This is a genomic window from Gemmatimonadales bacterium (assembly GCA_036500345.1).
Taxonomy (GTDB): domain Bacteria; phylum Gemmatimonadota; class Gemmatimonadetes; order Gemmatimonadales; family GWC2-71-9; genus Palsa-1233.
In genome coordinates this window covers 58,149-71,109 of the sequence record DASYCE010000002.1, presented here as the reverse complement: position 1 = coordinate 71,109, position 12,961 = coordinate 58,149, and the positions used below count along the sequence as shown (strand labels likewise).

The following is a 12,961-nucleotide window of genomic DNA, read 5'->3' as shown; positions in this document are numbered from 1 at the left end:
TCGACTCCGTATACTCAGGGGGCGTCCTGGGACCCCTAACGAAACGGCCCGCCAGTCGGCGGGCCGTTTCATTTCTGTCGCCCTCGACAGCCGATCGGCTTCACGTCACCCCTCGGCCGCCGCCGGCGATCTCCGCCCCCATCGCGCGCTGGAATTCCTGGCGAAGTAGTACGATCCGAGGACCAGGATGGCGGCAATTCCCTGCGCAGCAAGGCTTTGGATCGTCGGATAGATGGCAAACCAGGTGTTGAGCCATGCCGGCATCGCGCCGGGCCAGGTCGTCGAAGAGATCCACCCCGCCTGCTGCATCTCCTGAACGCTTTCGCCCACCATGACGATGAGGACGGCACCAAGCATCGTGCCGGTGAGGATCAGCATCCGCTTGTACGGCAGGCGATAGTGCATCACGAATACGATGAGGGCGACGAGTGCCGTCAGCCCCACGCCGATCGCCGCCCCTTCGAGCACCACCGTCGATCCGGCGCGAAGGCGGAGGTTCTGCAGGAAGAGCACCACCTCGAAACCCTCACGGTACACCGACGTGAAGCCCACCAGCAGTAGTCCGCGGAAGACCGCGTCGCGGGCCTTGCCGGGCGCCTCGGTGAGGGCGCGCTTGCGCCGGTTGTGCATCGCGATCCAGCCGGTCCAGTACAGCTTGTGGAAGAACCAGTTCATGATCACGAGGAGGACAACGACGGCGAGGAGACCGGTGGCGGCCTGGATGTCGAGTGCCGGGGCGCTGATCCCCGAAAGAATCGCGACGACGATGAACCAGGTCACGATTGTCGCCATCAGTGACAGCGCCGATCCGATGGCGATCGGTCGCCAGTACCCTTCTTCGGTGCGGACCAGGCTCGCGGTCAGCGCTGCGAGGACGAGAATCGCCTCGAGCCCTTCGCGGAACACGAGGATGCCGGTGTCGAGAAGCACCGCGCCATGAGAGAGATGGACCTCGCTCGGATCGGGCGCACCGTGCGAGGTGATCCCCTGCCAGATCAGGAGCGCCAGGATCAGGAATGCACCGACGATCGCGATCGCCGGAAGCGATGACCGGCGCACCGCAGTCGGAGGGACTCGCGGAGCCCGGACGCCGCTGCGGACTCGCCCCTCGCGGCGCTTCGGCTCGGAGACAGTCATCCCCGGTTTGTCCGGGACGGGAAACGGGAGGTGAACCGGATCAGGCGTCGGCTCGGTCACGGCCGCTCGCCGGATAGATGAGAACGATTCTCAAATGATTTTCCGATTCATGGAAGAAACTAGGCCCGCACCGGATGATTTACCAGTCGAACTCGTGATGCAGGGGATGGGCCGCGGAGCAGAGTCGAACCCCTCGATCGGCGCGGCCAGTCACCCTTCGAGAATGGCGACCGCCGCCGCAACATCGCGGCTGTGGGTGAGGGAGAGATGGATCGTGACGCGGTGCGGCGCCAGGAGCTCGGCGGCGCGGCCGTAGAGCACCGCTTCTGGCCGGCCATCAGGAAGCCGGCGCACGCCGATCTCGCGCCAGCCGACCGCGCGCGCGCCGGGTAACGACTGCAGCGCCTTGTACACCGCTTCCTTGGCGGCGAGGCGCGCGGCAAACGCCGGCACCGGGTCGCCGAGTGATCGGATGTATTCCAGTTCCTCCCCGGTGAGCGTGCGATGGAGGATCCTGTCGCGATGACGTTGATAGAGTTCGCGCGCACGCGGCATCTCCACCACATCGAGCCCGATCGCGATTACGGCCACAGATTCCACCACAAAGCGTTGATGGGATGAAACCAGCTGGGCGATGCGAGTTCGCCGCCGAGCCATCCGGAGACGACAAACGCCGCCGCGATGACGATCGCGGCCACCGTCCACGCCGGCACGATCGGGCGCTTCCACGCCGCGACCTGCGCCGCCACGACTCGCCACCGCGCTGCTTCCCGCACGGCCAGCGTCACCGCGCCTTCCCACGCCACTTCAAGCGCCGCAGCGCGTGCGCGCCGCATCGCGGGGTCGCCGCTCGCCGACTCGAGATGCTCGAGTTCGATCCCCTGCGCGACCAGGCGATTGAGCAGCGTGTCGGCAGCTTCCTGGTCGGGCAGGAGCCCCCTGAGCCGGCGCGATGGATAGTGTGAATGTCGGGCCGCCGCGCGCAGCGCCGCATCGGCGTCGGCGACCACCCGCAGCCGGAGTGACCGTGCGGCAGCGGCGAAGGCCTCGAGCCAGACGCCGGCGCCGCCGTTTGCCTCGTCCTTCGCCGCAACGATCGTGTCGAGCAGTGCGAGCCGGACATCATCGAACGGCGTTCGTTGCGCGGGCAGCGCGACGCGACCAAGTTCGGCGGCAATCGGAGTGGTCATGCGATGATCGAGGCGACGACGGCTGCGGTGTCGGCCAGTGTCGCGAACGCCGCGGTCGCGCCGGCGGTGCGGAGCTCCTCGACCGAGTACGAACCGGTGGCCACCGCCACCGATCGGGCCCCGATTCCGAGTCCGCAGGTAACATCGGCCGGGGTGTCGCCGACGATGACGACTTCCTCGCCATTCGGAATGTGGCCGAACTGACTGCGCGCCCGCTCAGCGGCGATCGCCGGAAGATCGGGCCGGTGCGCGCTGTCCGACCCGAACGCGCCGACGACAAACCGGTCGAAATCGATGCCGGCGGCGCCGAGCTTGAGCTTGGCTCCGGGAACGATATTCCCCGTGAGAAGTCCGATCATCACGTCGTCGCGCGCCTCCAGGGCATCGAGCAGTTCGGGAATTCCGGGGCACGGTTGAACCAGGTTGGCGCGCTCGGCCACTTCCCGCTCGAGATGGATGACATATCGGTCGAGCGTCGCCGTGATCGCCGTGTGTGTGGCACGATCGGGGGCGCCGGCGGCGTGATGGAGCTCGACCAGGATTTGCGGATCGGTCTTCCCGTCGAACCGCACAGCGTCAAAGAACGCCAGGTCCTGGTATTCGGCCGCGAACGCGGACCGGAGCGCGCGGCGGCCGGCATGCGCGCTGGTGAGCAGCGTGCCGTCAATATCGAAGAGGACGAGGCGGCGAATCACGCGATGCGGCGGACCGCAACCAGCCGCGGCATGAGCGCGTGCGCGCGCGACCCCGCGGCCAGCGACTCGCGCACCACGCCGCCCGTGTCGACGGTACTGTGCACCATGTCGCCGTCGTCGCCGATGATGCCGACGTGACTCACCCGTTCGCTGTCCCGGCCGCGGAAGAAGAGAAGATCGCCCGGAGCGGACGCCGCGAGATCGAGGACTTCACCATGGGCCGCCTGCTGGTGGGCATCGCGCGGCAGCGTGACCCCGCGCGCGAGGAAGGCGTTCTGGACCAGGCCGGAGCAGTCGATTCCCGCCCCGGTGATGCCGCCCCAGAGGTATGGCGTCCCGGCAAACTCGCGCCACGCCCACGCCGCCGGCGACTCGGTGCGCGCATCGCGAACCAGCGCATCGTACGGCAGCACGTTCCCGGTCAGGACGGCGGCGACGTCGCCGGTGGGGAGACGGACGGCCACCCCGTCGCCAAGTTCGAGACGCGCGCGGTGCGGCGCGCGGACAGCCTGCCCGCTCGTCGTTCCGAGCAACGCGCCAGCCGACCACCCCGCACTGGCGAGCCACGTTTCGACCTCGCCCAGCGGGAGGAGCGCGACGTAGCCGGTGGCGATCCACCCTTCATATCGGTCAAGCAACGTGCGGACGCGCAGCATGTCGCCGCGCGTTTCGAGGATCTCGGCCCCTTCGCCCAGCACGAGCTGCGAGGCCTGTTCACTGCGAAGCGACGGGGTCGCGAGCAGCGGCGCCACCGACGCCGTCACGAGAAGACCGCTCACGGCGTCGTCTCGCCCGCGCGGCACTCTCGGCATCGCGTGACACCACGAATGGTGCAGACGAGGCAGATGAAGGTGCCGCACGATTCGCACGGATACCCTTCGGACGCTCGCTCCTGCCGCCCGCAGGCGCGACAGAGCATCGCGTCGTGCTCGGTGGGATGCGGCGGCTTGTGGGTGGTGGGCATCAGCCGGGGATGGCGTAGCGCTTGATCTTGGCGATCAGCGTCGCGCGCGAAATGCCGAGTTCCTGCGCCGTCCGGGTGCGGTTGCCGCTGTGGTGCTTGAGCGTGCGATCAATGTGCATCCGCTCCAGCTCCTCGAGAGTCAGCGGCGTGTGGCGGCGGTCGAGTGGCGAAAACCGCGCCCGGAATTCCGGCGGCAGATGTTCCGCGCCGACCAGCTGGCTGCCACGCGCCAGCAGGAGCGCCCGTTCGAGTACGTTGTGCAGCTCGCGCACGTTCCCCGGCCACGCATGCTTGAGGAGCCGATCGAGCGCGTCCTCCGACAGCCGCGTCGGCGATCCCGGCGTGGCGGGAGAGAGCTCCTTCAGGAACCGCCGGATCAATGCGAGGAAATCGTCGCGGCTTCGTTCGCGAAGCGGCGGCACGGTGATCGGCATCACGTTGAGCCTGGCGTACAGGTCCTCGCGGAATCGTCCCGCCTCGATCGCCGCCGGCACCGAACGCGCCGCCGCCGCGACGATCCGCACGTCGACCGGGATCTCGCGCACGCCGCCGGCCCGGCGCACCGAACGCGTCTCGAGCACGGCGAGAAGCTTGGCTTGCAGTTCGAGCGGGAGATCGGCGACTTCGTCAAGGAAAAGCGTCCCGCCGTCGGCGACTTCAAGCAGCCCCTGACGCCGCTCCGCCATCCCTTCGCCGGCCACGCCGCCGTCTCGGCCAAAGAGTTCCGCTTCGAGCCAGCCGGCGTCACCGGTGCCGCACGCGACCTCGATGAACGGCGCGGAGGACCGCGGCGACGTGTCGTGGAGCAGGCGCGCCAGCCACCGCTTTCCCGTCCCCCCTTCGCCGATCAACAGGACGGAGTTCCGGTCGCCGTGCGCGAGCAGCGTGACCTGGCGCGCCACCTCGCGCATCAGCGCCGACGTCCCGAGTGCGTCAAGACCGTCGGCTGTGGCACTCTGACCGATCAGCGTCCGGTTGACGCGACGAAGCCGGACCTTCTCGATGGCACGGTCCGCCGCCGCCTGCAGATGGGACAGATTCACCGGCTTGGTGAGGAAATATTCCGCACCCGACTGCATGGCGTGCACCGCGGTCGGAATGTCGCCGTCGCCGGTGAGCACGATGACCGCGGTCTCACGGCCGCGGAGGTGGTCGAGGACGTCGAGGCCGTTCATCCCGGGGAGATTCAGGTCGACGAGCACGACGTCGGTGAGCGCCCGTTCGTATGTCGCCACGCCTGCCTCGCCACTCAACTCACGGAAGACGTCCCAGCCGCGTTGCTCGAAGAAGGTGCCGAGCACGCGGAGGACGGAGACGTCGTCGTCGATGAGGAGGATCGAATCGGTCATGGAGGTCCGGGCCGCCTGCCTTTAGAGGTATCGGGTGATCCGGTGGTATCAGCCAGTATGCCTCGGTCCGCCCGGGGCCGCTACCCCCGGGGATGAATCAGCTGGATCGCGCCGGGCATGGCGGTCACCGTGAGCGGGGTATCCCCCACCGACTCACCGTCCACCTGCGCCGGCTGCGGCCCGTCCGGCGTCCGGATGGTGATCTGGCTGCCGCGAACCCGGGCGGCAAAAACGTCCTCTCCGTACGTCCCCTGTGCCTCGCGCACCACATCCCAGACCGCACGGATCCCGGTCCCGAGCGATCTCGCCTTGAGCGCAATCACATCGAGCATTCCGTCGTACGGCGTCACGTCCTGGCCGAGCTTGATCAGCGGCGGGATGATCTCGCCACAGTTGGCGATCAGCACCATCGCCGCCTCGAATTCCTGCACCACGCCGTCGGCGTCGACGACGAACGGCACGCAGGCGACCTCGGGGAGGAGCCGCAGGGTCGTGGCGACGTATGCCATCGTCCCCCACTTCCGCTTGTGGCGCGGCGCGGTGTCGGCCATCACTCGCGCGTCGAGGCCGGCGCCCCCAGCCACCGCAAAGTAGAGTGACTCACCGGACCGTTCGAGCCGCCCGAGATCGAATCCGCGCGCTTCGCCGTCGATCAGCGCAGCTGCAGCGCGAATCGGGTTGAACGAGAGGCGCAGATTCCCCGCGAGCTGGTTCCCCGTGCCGCCGGGGAGGATGCCCAGCGGAATCTCCTTCCCGACCAGTGCGGAGGCGGCCTGCATCACGGTGCCGTCGCCACCGAGCGTCACCACGACATCGACCCCCTGCTCGACGCCGTACGCCGCCAGCGCTCGTGCATCGCCGTGCCCCGACGTCGCCACCGATTCCGCCTTCCACCCCCGGCCGGTGAAGACCCGTTCGATATCGCGCACCATGCCGTCGTGCGTCCGGGATGCTGCTGGATTGAAGATCAGGAGAACACGGGCCACTCAGTAGTCCCGCTGCCAGAGAAAATCACCGCCAAGCTGGTAGCGGTCGAGCCGGGTGAATACGTCGACTGCACGGTTGCCGTTACAGGTCTGGACCGGCTCCGCCGCCGCCTGGAACCGGACCTGTCGCGTGATCCGATAGTCGATCGATGCCCCGAAGTTGCGCTGCTGCAGCGAGGCGGACGATCCGAAGCAGACGCCGGCGTCGAAGGTCACGAACCACCGCGGACCGAACTGCCACCCCGCCGCAAGCTGCGTCACTGACGACCCCGAGGCGACCGCTCCCGGCGTGATCCCCGGCCGGAAGGTGAAGGTGCTCACCGGGAGGCCGCTACTGATCAGCGTCTGCTGGAATTGATTCGCGAGCGCGCCGAGCGCGAGGGAGATCGACGTATTGAGCGAGCCGAGCTGGTTCCCTTGCTGGGCACCGGTCAACTGGAATTCCGATCGGCCGAACAGCACGTACGACACGAGATCGCGATCGGTGAGGTTTCGCCCTGGCGCGTCGAGCGTCACCTTCGGCTCCTTGATCGTCCCGGTGATCGTCGCGACCACGTTGAAGTCGTCGCCGTCGATGGTGCGAACCTGATGGTGCGCCTTGATGTTGATGTCGGGATTGAGGTCCGGCGTGCCGTAGTACTGGATCGTCCCCTGGTCGACCGAGAAATCCTTGAAGATCGGTCCCACCTGGAGCGTATAGGTGCCGCGCGGCGCGTTCACGAGGCCGGTGAGACCGTACACCTTGCGGTCCTTGTCGACGGTCAGATTCCCTTCCAGCTGGATGTTCGCCTCATTGGAGCGGAGCCAGACATCGCTGCCGATCCGCAGCGGCAGCGCATTGATATTGAGCGAATCGAGGAATCGGATCGAAAACTGATTCCCGAGGCCCTGGCGCCGGATCGCCGCGGTATCGACCAGCGCCGCGTTTTCCGGGTCCTCGAGATCGACGATGGTCTTGGTGAGGATGTCGGTAAAGTAAACGACGCTGCGCGTCAGGATGACCTGGCTGCCGGTCAATGTCGGCTGGAGCATCGGCCCGCTCAAGCGCATGTTGCCGGTGCCGCGGAGCGTCATGTCGCCCGGGACGTCGATCGCGAGAAAGCTCCGGGCGCGAATGTTCAGGTCGAGCGTCGGCTTGGTGAGGTGTTCCAGCCGGACGCCGCCGTTGACGTCGAGCTCCCCGTCGCCGTTCTGCACCTGCAGCGTGTCGATCACCAGCGAGTCCGCGACGAAGCGTGCCCGCCCGTTGATCGGGCCGTACCGCACCCGCAGCGACGGGACGCCGAGTGCGCCGTCATGAATCGCGAAGGTGCCGGCGAGTTTCGGCGCATCCCACGTGCCGCTGCCGGTGAGATGGAACGACAGCTGACCGGTCGGGTCGCGAATCGTCGGGATCAACGCGGCCAGCACGACCAGGTCGACCGAGTCGGCGGTCCCGCGAATGTCGAGCGTTCCCGGGACGCGCCGAGTGGTCCGGCTCGCCAGCGCCAGGTCGAGCGGCAGCGTCACGGTGCCGTCGAGCACTTTCTGTCCGGCGCGCCAGAGCGAAAGATCCGAATGCAGCCGTTCGCCGCCGTATGTGAAGGTCGCCTGCGCCGCCGGGAACTGCGCGTCGCCGAGCACCGCGCCGACAACCGACGCATTGCCGTTGAACGTCGGCGCGTCACGCGTCCCGGCGAGGTGGAAATCAAACGAAGCGATCCCGTCGAACGCGGTCGTGTCGCGATCGAGCACGCCAAAGACATCGAGCAGCGAGAACCCGGTCGCGCTGGCATCGAGCTTCCCCGGAGCATCTCCCGGGACGACGCCACTCACCCGAATCTCCCCGCTGCCGTCAGCGCTCTTGAGTCGGACCGTGTCGCGCAATGTGACCTGGCCCTGCGCCATCGTGATCTCGGTCGGGCGAGCGAGCTGCCATTGCTGGTGCGGGAATCCCAGCGACAGCGAGTCGAGATGGATCCGGGTTCGCTCCGGACTGCGCTGCCAGAGGCCGCCGCCGCCGACCGTCATCGCCATCATGTTGATCCCGCCGGCGATCCGGAGCGAATCGGATCGCCCGGCGATCGTCGCATGCATCTGATCCGCGACGTGTGCGCCGTTGCCGACGGTGTCGGCGGTGGCGGCGATCTCGATCCCGCGCGCCCCCATCGAATCGGCGCGCAGCGTTGCGTTCACCTGCGCGGCGTGCCACGCATCCAGGATCACGTTGCTGGCGTTCACGGTGCCGGTGATCAGTGCGTCATTCAGCGCACCGGAGACCTGCAGCGATGCCGTCGCCTGACCGTCGAAAACGTGCGGATGAATCGAGTCGCCGGCCACGCCGGTCGCGGCACGGACCAGGGAATCGAACGGCTGCAGTGAGGTCGCGGCGGCCGCCACGATCAACGTCCCCGAATCGGGCGCCGCCCACCCCAGCGTGCCGCGCGCGTCGACCCGCCCCGCGCTCCAGATCACCGTCCCGGTATCGACGGTGAGCAATCCATGGTCGGCGTGCACCACACCGGTGACCGCATCAACGGTGGCGCCCCCGATTCGCGATCGGTCAAACGCCAGGTCGAGCGTTCCTTGCGGTGCTGCACCGGTATCGATGTTCCCCTGCACCGTCACGCGCCCGCTGAGCGCGGTCGAGAGATCGGTGCCGAGGAGCGCGCCGACGTCGAGCCGGTCCATGTCGACCACCAGCGACTCGGCGCCGAATCGCGGCGCATCGACCGTGATCCGCCCCGTCGCGTGAAAGCTTCCCACTTCACCGCGCAGGTTGGCATCGATGTTGAGCTCGTCGAGGTTGCCATCGGCGGTCACGTGGCCGGTCAACGTGCCGCGGCTGCTGAGGTTCGGATACCCGCTGCGCAACGCGTCGAACGACAGTGGATCGAAGTCGGCATCGAGGACGAGGCCGAGCACCGCGGCCCGGGTGTCGAGCCGCACCTTGCCGGTCATCCGGGAGAGCGCCCCATCGGGCGCGGTGTGCTCCACTGTCCCGACGAACTCGGCGTTCTGCCACGGTCCGTTGAGCGTGCCGTTCAACCCCAATGTGCCGGTCACCAGCAGCGACGGAACGAGTCGGTGTACCGTGCCCAGGGCGAGGGTCGAGCGCTGCAGCTGGAAACGGTCGAACACCGCTCCCGGCGTGCCCCCAAAGTGAATCACGCCGTCGATGTCGAGATTCGACGTGGGCGCTCCCGGTACCATCCGGTCGGCAAAGACGACGTTGCCGGCAAGTTGCAGCCCGTCGAGGAATCCTTCGCCGGTGAGATGTCCGGTGAGCCCGCCCGACACCGGAAGGGTGTCGAGATACGGCCGCAGCAGGTCGATCGGCGTGTGCACCAGCTGAAGATCGAGACCGTGCACTCCGAGCCCGCGATTGTTGTCGGTGATCACCGTCACCTTGCCTGCGATGCTCGCCGTGCCGTCGCCGAGCGCGAGATGCTCGAGGATGAAGTCGTTGCGCGATCCGCTGACCGAACGCGCCACGACGTGCCCGCGTCCCTCCCAATCAGGGAAATCGGGCTGGATCCATCGCAGGTCGCGCAGCGCGACGTGCGGGGCGTCCAGCGCGAAATCGTAGAGGATCGTATCGTGCGGCCAGCGTACCGCGCCGCCGCCGCTCAATCGCGACGACGGCATCGCGGCGCTGTCGATGGTGAAATGCAGGGTGTCGTGGGCAGTGACGATCTGCCCCGCGAACTGCGAAATCGTGATCCGGGGATCGTTGAGATGGGTCTGCAATGCGTCAATCGATACGAGGAGCGGATCGTGGCTCGGCGTCGAGATGCGCAGCAGGCGGATGTCGGTGCTGAGTTCGGTGGCCGCATACACGCGCACCGGTCCATCGGCGGTCGTGTCGATCCTCGGCTGATCCGGAAGCCGCGCATTGCGTGACGCAGGCTGGCGCGGCCGCCCCGGAGTCGTCGGGACGTCCACCTGCAGCGCACTGTGCGTCACATGCAGCCCCACGATCGACACCAGCGGCGGCGGTCCGCCGTTCGCCGTTCCCTCGCCGAGGTGGAAGACCTCTTCGTAATTCCATCGCCCGGCGCGAAGTCGGACCAGATGCAGCACCAGCGAGTCGCTGCGCACATCGCGAAAGACCAGACGATTCGCGAGCAGCTCCGGCAGGATGTAGCTCACATCGAGCCGCGGCGTGCTCAGCACCACGCCACCCTGTTTGTCGCGCACCACCAGCTGGTCGAGTTCGACATGATTCCAGAGGTTGCCGCGCAATCCACCGATCGCCACGCTTCCCGCCACCGCGCCCGTGATGCGATCAGAAGCGATCCGCGCCAGCAGCGCATGTCCCGGTACGGTGAGCACCAGCGAGGCGAAGGTGCCGAGCGCGGCCGGAATCAACAGGAGGATCAGCCCGATGATCGTCAGCACGACGCGCCGGACCGCGCGCGGCAGGACGCCGGTCCAGTCCAGCGCGATGAGGGCCGCGAGCACCAGGGCGATCCACAGGACGGTCTGCATCAGAACGCCTGCCCGATCGACACGTGCAGCGTCCACTTGCTGGTACTCGCCTTGACGAACCCGTCGCGCAGCAGCGTCAGCGACCCGTCGGTGCTGATCGAATAGATCGGCCCGGCTTCGAGCGGGTATTTGTTGTAGCCGAGATCGAGACGGATCGGGCCGAGCGGCGACGTGTACCGCAGCCCCGCGCCCGGGGTAACCCTGATCGGCGCCGGCCCGGCATCATTCCAGAGCGCGCCGGCATCGACGAACAGCGCGAAGCGCAGCCGCCCGGCAAAGAACGGCGTCGGAAGGCGCAATTCGAGGTTGCCGATCCCCACCCGTGTTCCGCCGGTGGGAGCGACCCGCACCGCCGTCTGCGAAAAGGTGCCGTTCGAGGCGACCGAATCCGAGGGCACCACGTAGACCAATGGGCCGAGTTCATTCTGGTCGTAACCGCGGACATCGTACGCACCGCCGGCGTAGAACCGCTGGTCGGGCGGGACGAAGTTCCCCGCCGAACTGTCGATGCTCACTCGCGGGGAGACGATGATCCCGCCGCGGAGATGTCCCGCGAGCACGATGTTGCGCGTGAGCGGAAGGAACCCCGATGCGTCGCCGACCAGCCGGGTGAATTGCTGGGTCGCCGACGACCCGAGCCACCGCGCCGATGTGGTGATCGATGCCGACAGGACCGAGCCCCGGAGCGGATCGATGGGATTGTTGAGCCGTTGCCGCGTGGCACTCAACGACAGCGTCCCCTGCACCTGGCGCTGCTGCAGTTGTGCGATGTCGCGTGCGTCACAGGTATTGAAGAAGGCGCAGAACGACGCCGGATCGGCCGTGGTGGTGCCGTCGGCAATGCGATAGGTCACCGTGATCGGGACGTCGATCGCGGTCACCCGCGTCAGCGACACCGAGGTGCCGACTTCCTGGCGGCGATAGACCTCGAACTCGCTGTGCCGTGTGGCGAAGACCGAAAAGGTGAGCGCGTTGGCCGCTGAGAGGAACGCGTTCCGCCGGAGCGACGCGTTGAGTCCGTAGTTGGCGACGCGTGAGCCGATCGAATCGTTGGCCAGCGAGCGGCAGAGACTGCGATCCAGGCCGAAGCCGAGCGGCGAGCCGACGCCGATCTTGGAGAGCTGTCCCGTCACGTCGAAGACCAGCCCGGTCCCGGGAAAGTTCCGCGCCGTCCATCCGGTGCCGACGCGAATGCAGTCATCTGTGCCGTATCCCGCAGATGCCTTCACCCGATGACCGAAGTTCGGCTGCACCGCCACAGCAAGCGGGACGATCGTGTCCTGCAGGTTGTAGTGGGCGGTGTCGATCCCCACCGCCGCGGCGCGGAAGAGGTCGGAGACGTAGAGTGCCCGTTGCGATTGGAGCAGGTCGCTCCAGCGATACTCGTTGCCGGGCCGCGCGGTGACCAGCGACGCGACGAATGCCGTATCCATCGGCGGCGGCGCGGTGACGTGAATCGGACCGAACCGCGCGAACGGGCCGGTCTGCACCCGCAGGATCGCGTTGGTCTTGTCGGCGCCTCCCGACTCGTCGACGGCGACGATCGCCGCCGGATAACCGTGATTGCGCAACCGCATCGTCAGCGTGTCGGCGGTCTCGTGCAGCTTGAGATCGCTCGCCACATCGCCGGTAATGATCGGAAGGTCCTGTCGGTACCGCCAGGCGTTGTCGACCGAATCGAGGCCGGTGATCTCCAGCGTCGCGAGGCGGTTCGGCGTCCCCTCGGTGATCTTGAAGGTGACATCGACCGCCCCCGGTGAGCGCTTCACCACCGTGTCGACCTTCACATCGGGATAGCCGCTGCGCACCATTACGATGCGGACCCGCTGCAGGTCGGTGGCGAATTCCACCGGGTTGAAGGTCCGCTTCTGGCCAAGGCCGATCCACCGAAGCCACCAGACACGGGCAAAGAAGGTCGACTCCGTCGTCGCGATCGACGCCGCGAGCAAGTCGGGGTCGACATCGTGATTGCCAGTGAAGCGCACCGACCGGACCACCGGTTCGACCAGCTGCGCCGACGCCGGCTTCGCGACTGCCGCGGCCAGAACGACAGCCGCCAGCGCCATGAGTCGGCGCTCACGTACCGGATTCGATCGACGGAAAAAGGTCGCGATTGACCGCATCCTCTAAATCTGGTTTCTTGAAGGGGTTACGCCAACCTGCCGCCCCG

Annotated in this window: 10 protein-coding genes; all 10 read right to left on the bottom strand. The window is 67.4% G+C overall.

Annotation, left to right across the window (positions count from 1 at the left end; all coding sequences use genetic code 11):
• Positions 1-105 precede the first annotated feature (105 nt).
• Entirely contained in the window at positions 106-1,197 is a 1,092-nt protein-coding gene (locus VGM20_00780) for an FTR1 family protein (GenBank protein ID HEY4099390.1), read from the bottom strand.
• A 150-nt stretch (positions 1,198-1,347) separates the two neighbouring features.
• Complete coding sequence (gene acpS / locus VGM20_00775; GenBank protein HEY4099389.1) at positions 1,348-1,728, bottom strand: holo-ACP synthase; 381 nt, start codon at positions 1,726-1,728, stop codon at positions 1,348-1,350.
• Positions 1,719-2,327: a hypothetical protein gene (locus VGM20_00770; GenBank protein ID HEY4099388.1), complete on the bottom strand. Its 609-nt coding sequence runs from the start codon at positions 2,325-2,327 to the stop codon at positions 1,719-1,721. Before VGM20_00770 ends, acpS begins: the two co-directional genes overlap by 10 nt.
• The gene (locus VGM20_00765) at positions 2,324-3,022 is read right to left on the bottom strand and encodes an HAD family hydrolase (GenBank protein HEY4099387.1); all 699 of its coding nucleotides are present in this window, start codon (positions 3,020-3,022) and stop codon (positions 2,324-2,326) included. The genes VGM20_00770 and VGM20_00765 overlap by 4 nt, the downstream gene beginning before the upstream one ends.
• Positions 3,019-3,801, bottom strand: coding sequence for a C40 family peptidase (locus VGM20_00760; protein HEY4099386.1), 783 nt, complete (start codon positions 3,799-3,801; stop codon positions 3,019-3,021). Before VGM20_00760 ends, VGM20_00765 begins: the two co-directional genes overlap by 4 nt.
• Positions 3,798-3,986: a hypothetical protein gene (locus tag VGM20_00755; protein ID HEY4099385.1), complete on the bottom strand. Its 189-nt coding sequence runs from the start codon at positions 3,984-3,986 to the stop codon at positions 3,798-3,800. The genes VGM20_00760 and VGM20_00755 overlap by 4 nt, the downstream gene beginning before the upstream one ends.
• Positions 3,986-5,335 carry a sigma-54 dependent transcriptional regulator gene (locus tag VGM20_00750; protein ID HEY4099384.1) on the bottom strand — a complete coding sequence of 450 codons (1,350 nt, stop codon included), beginning with the start codon at positions 5,333-5,335 and terminating at the stop codon, positions 3,986-3,988. Before VGM20_00750 ends, VGM20_00755 begins: the two co-directional genes overlap by 1 nt.
• Positions 5,336-5,415: 80 nt before the next feature.
• A complete protein-coding gene (locus tag VGM20_00745; GenBank protein HEY4099383.1) occupies positions 5,416-6,321 on the bottom strand; it encodes a diacylglycerol kinase family protein in 906 nt (301 codons plus the stop codon).
• On the bottom strand, positions 6,322-10,791 hold the full coding sequence (locus VGM20_00740) for a translocation/assembly module TamB domain-containing protein (GenBank protein ID HEY4099382.1): 4,470 nt from the start codon (positions 10,789-10,791) through the stop codon (positions 6,322-6,324).
• On the bottom strand, positions 10,791-12,914 hold the full coding sequence (locus VGM20_00735) for a BamA/TamA family outer membrane protein (GenBank protein HEY4099381.1): 2,124 nt from the start codon (positions 12,912-12,914) through the stop codon (positions 10,791-10,793). The genes VGM20_00740 and VGM20_00735 overlap by 1 nt, the downstream gene beginning before the upstream one ends.
• Positions 12,915-12,961: the final 47 nt, after the last annotated feature.